This window comes from Capnocytophaga sp. oral taxon 329 str. F0087, from assembly GCF_000213295.2.
GTDB lineage: Bacteria > Bacteroidota > Bacteroidia > Flavobacteriales > Flavobacteriaceae > Capnocytophaga > Capnocytophaga leadbetteri_A.
Genome location: NZ_KN390049.1, coordinates 1 through 4,619, shown reverse-complemented (window position 1 = coordinate 4,619; position 4,619 = coordinate 1). Strand labels below are relative to the sequence as shown.

Annotated in this window: 3 protein-coding genes and 1 pseudogene; all 4 read right to left on the bottom strand. The window is 36.6% G+C overall.

What is annotated here, in order from left to right:
• A pseudogene (locus HMPREF9074_RS10430) lies at positions 1-277 on the bottom strand (DNA polymerase I); the annotation flags it as partial.
• 152 nt (positions 278-429) lie between these two features.
• A complete protein-coding gene (locus HMPREF9074_RS11795) occupies positions 430-3,462 on the bottom strand; it encodes a leucine-rich repeat protein (protein ID WP_052141390.1) in 3,033 nt (1,010 codons plus the stop codon).
• 29 nt (positions 3,463-3,491) lie between these two features.
• Positions 3,492-3,833, bottom strand: coding sequence for a hypothetical protein (locus HMPREF9074_RS10420; RefSeq protein WP_009390113.1), 342 nt, complete (start codon positions 3,831-3,833; stop codon positions 3,492-3,494).
• A gap of 290 nt (positions 3,834-4,123) precedes the next feature.
• A partial coding sequence (locus HMPREF9074_RS12460) for a hypothetical protein (protein WP_052141389.1) occupies positions 4,124-4,619 on the bottom strand: 496 nt, incomplete at its 5' end.

Genomic DNA, 4,619 nt, shown 5'->3' with positions numbered 1-4,619 from the left:
TATAAGGAATAGCTATGCGGATAGCCTCAGGGGTTTCTTCGCGGTTAGCTTTATAATCGGCAAAGAGCTCGGTGCGCGCTACACTACCGCCCTTATCGAATGCTACGGCTAAATGATGAGGTCGCTCCTTTTTCATCACATCGAAAAGGGAGTTCATAAAGCCCAAAATGGCAGAGGTATTCAGTCCTTTGGAATTGATACGCGGGTTTTTAATAAAAGCGTAGTAGCCCCTAAAAATAAGGGCATAGGCATCGAGTAAAAATAGGCGTTTTTTCATAACGGCAACTATTAAGCGTTTTAGGGGGCAAAGGTACTAAAATAATGACAAATGACAAATGACAAATGGCAAATGACACGGCATTTGTATAATTAATAAAGAAAGAGCTACCTCTCTTTGTGAAGTAGCTCTTTTTGTAGATAACAAATAACCTATTTAAGGGCTTTTATTCTGTCTTTATAGCTACTATCATTATATTTTTGGTATGCTTCTAAACTTATTTCAGGCACATACACAGTAGCATTAGTATAATTCATAATAGGATAAAGACCAAAGGGTATTGTACCTTTGATATTTACTGTTTTTAAGTTTGTACAGCCGATAAATGGAGAATTATTACTATAGTATATACCGCTGATAGTTTTAGGGAAAGTAATTGTAGATAAACTCTTACAATTCTCAAAAGCATAATAACCTACAGAGGTTAAACTACTTGAAAACGCTATACTTTTCAAACTATAACAATTAACAAATGTACTACTTGGTATAACTGTTATATTTTCAGAGAGCTTAGCACTTTCAAGAACTGAACAATTTCGAAATACAGTTTCTCCCATATTTCTAACGGAATCGGGGATTACTATTTGGGTAAGGCTGCTACAATTATCAAAAACACTATGCCCTATATTTCTAACAGAATTAGGTAATAGTATATTGGTAAGACTGCTGCAATTAGCAAAAGCATAGTGTCCTATATCCCGTAAACCATTAGCTATAGTAACACTTGTTAAAGCACTACATCCATTAAAGGCTTCATAATCTATAGTTTTTACATTACTAGGAATCGTGATGCTTTTTAAAGCCTTACAATTGCGAAAAGCAGCATAATCTATTTTACTTACTGAATTAGCAATTTCTACAACACTCAATTCGCTACACCCTTCAAAAGCTTTGCCACCAATTTCAGTTACATTACTAGGTATTACCACTTTACCATCATCAGGAATCTTGTCGCAAGGCCATTTTTTAAGCACTCCATTTTCAATTATTACTCCATCAGGAATATCAGAAGCACTTGCCTGAACATTTACTGTTATACTTTTCTTTTCACCACTTTCATTGTCGGTTACTACTATTACAGCAGTACCTTTGCCTTTACCAAAAACGGTTATAGTATTCATTTTTACCAAGCTGGCAGTAGCTATGTAGGCATTGCTAGTAGCAAGAGTATAGCTACCTGTACCAGAGGTAATGTTTACTTGCACATTTTCTCCTTTTTTGAGAGTTACTGCATCGGTAGAAAGGGTGAGAGGAGCTAACTCTTTGGTTCTAAAATTACCATAAGCTGACTCTACCTTCATATTGCTATTGAGACGGTGACGGGCTATCACTTTCCAACGGAAGATATATAAGCCTTTGAAACTTGCAATAGTATTGAGGTCTACTGTCTTTTCGCGGGCGTCATAAGGCAAATCTGGTATAGTTTCTATAATATAAGACCCATCGCGCTGTAGACATTCTATTACCAAATCTATTTTCATTCTATCACCAAATGCATTGAAGTTGCCTCTGAAGAAATCCCATCTAAAGGTAATAGTCTTAGTATCGTTGAACGCCTCGCCTTCTTTAGGGTTATTTAGTGTAAAGTAGGGAGCATCAGCACGGTCTTCAATAAGCTGAGAAACAGCATTAGTATTAAAATAAGCATAGATTGCACCTGCTACATCTACTGCCAACTCACTTATCTTAATTACTTTCGTTACAAAATTAGCTTTTAGTATATGAGAACTTTGGTTGTAGTAACTTTTAAGGGTACTTCTATAGATATCTTTAGTACGAGTTACTCCTGCATACATTTTGGTTAGCTCATAAATATTACTCATATACTGATTTTGCTTTTTAGCATCAGGGTTGTTAAGCAACTGTTGAACCATAAAATAGGATAGTTGCCCACTTGCTATCAAAAACTCTCTATCGTGAATACTCTTCAAGAATTTTTTTAGTTCTTCAGGGTCTTTCATAAAATCCTCTGCTAAGGTAGTAAGAAGCTGTCTCATAGGATGGTTTCTAGAACCATAGCGAAAATCATACTTGAAGTTGTCAACTCCTGAAGCATTTCCTAAATCTTCAAGTCCTAAAGCTAAATCAATAATAGGTTTTATAAAATCACTGTATCCACTATGTAAGAAAGCTATAAGAATACGTTTTTTTTCGTCTTGAGAATACTCATCAAAAGGCTTTTCTAATTGTCCTACTCCATAAATTTCTAATTTCAGTTTATCGGCATTACCTATATCTACATTTATAGGGTCGGTAGTAGCTTTGAAAATGCTACCTGTCTCTCCTTGCAATGAGCCGTATACCACTTTCCAATAATTAGTACCTTGTGGTTTGAGCACTTCTACTTTTGAAAGTCCACCTTCATCTATATACTCTTCACTAGCAATAAGCCCATTGTTTTGCAATTTCATTTTTTTAGGATAGATGTGTATCACTCTCTTCAGATGATTAGTAACTGTGAAATTGAAAGCACCATCTTTCTTCTTCATACTACCCTTAGTAAACTCTACTTGGCTTTCATTACTATTTGAAATATTAGCTCTTACTTTTTTCAGTAGGGCAACTAAAACTCTGTTATAACCATTGAGTCCTGAATAATTAGGGCACTTACGAGCATTCATACTTACGAGCATTTCAGCAGCTACCTGAGCTCTATAATCTCCAAATTCAGGTAAACTTCTGATAATTTTCACAGCTTGCTGAAACTCAGCTTTATTACTTGTAATAAGCTCAGGGCGCAACATTAGTAAGGCAATGGCTGTTTGTTCAGCATCTATAATAAGACTTCCTGTTCTTGCTGTAGGGTCCGTTACACAGCACATCATTAAGTCTCCTTGTTGGTTGAGTACATTGTTGATAATAAGCCCAGGTGAAGTATACTGAAAAGTTCCCCCATAGAAAACATTTCCATTAATAGCACCTCTTCCCGTAGGATTAGGTTTGCTCTCTTCTGGCTTTTCAGTTAGTTTGAAATTTCCGTAAGCATTAGAGACTACTAACTCATCTAAGATTTTCTTATCTACTTCTTTAGGAAGTTCAACGGTGATACTTTGTTTTTTTACCACTTCTTCTTTGGGAGTGGGTTCAGGAGGAGTAGGAGTTGGGTTGTCTTCTCCCTCGTCTTTCTTGCTACAGCCTACCAAAATAGCCATACTGAGGCATAAGATACCTAAATGTTTTAACATCTTCATTACTTTTTTTGTTTTTAGGGTTATTATTTAAGAGTAAGGGTGTACGAACCGCCGTCTTGGTAGTCCACTTTGTATTTATCACCTTTTACAAATACAGCTGTAAGCTTACAACCATCTACCCAATAAAGGGTTACTTTGCCATTAGCGTTCGCCTCAAAAGTACGTCCGCCAGCACAGAACACGCCACCTGACACATCGGTAGATACTTTGGCGTATTTAGCTGCCGAACCATCAGCATTGCGCACTTCTACAGTGCAACTAAGGTCTTTACTACTCGCTTCGGTTGAAGGAACAAAAGCGGTAGTGAGCAGTATGAGGCTGCAAAGAAGTGCGCCCCAACGAAGGGTTTTGAATACTAAACTCATATTACAAAAAATTAAAATTATATGCTTCAGTATTACACGCTTTTCTTGTATGTAGAACAATAAAAAAAAACGTGAAACTTTTCTTAATATGTTGTGTTTAACAAACTCGTTGTTTCATTTATTTACGACGCAAAAGTACATATTATTTCTAAATGCGCAAATATTTTAACATAAAAAGCTTAAAAGAATAACTACTACTCACTAAATAATTACACAAAAAAAACTTTGTCAAGAAAAAACTGTATAGCAGTTCGTTTCTTGACAAAGTAATTATATCGAGTTGAAAAAAGTTATATTTTAGGCTTTTCTTCTGGCACTATGTGCGAGGTGTCATAGCCTGCAAAGAGCTTCAGATAATGTTGCAGTGTAATGCCATTGCCATCGGCAAAATCATAATTGCCTTGGCGTTTAAAATATTTGCGCACCGAAGTAGCCCCTGCTAAGTGTGCGGCTGCTAGAATACCTGATTCTGTTATTTCTATTCCGTTGATTTTTTTGCCTACATATTTTTCTATTTCCTTGCGCAAAAACCACTTGCTGCGCTGTAGGCTGAGGGTGAAGACCCGTTCTTGCTGCTCAGGAGAGTTGAGAAACTCGTCCATATCATTTACCCCAAAAAAGCGCAAGATACGTTTGCCAAATTGGTATTTGCCCATATACCCAAAACGGTTTACTACCGTATAACTGCCTCGCGACTCGCGATAGGCTAGGGCTTCTTTAAATCCTACAAAGGTTTTACCAGCGTGTAGGGCACTGAAAGTAATAGTTTCCTCATTATTGGTAGCT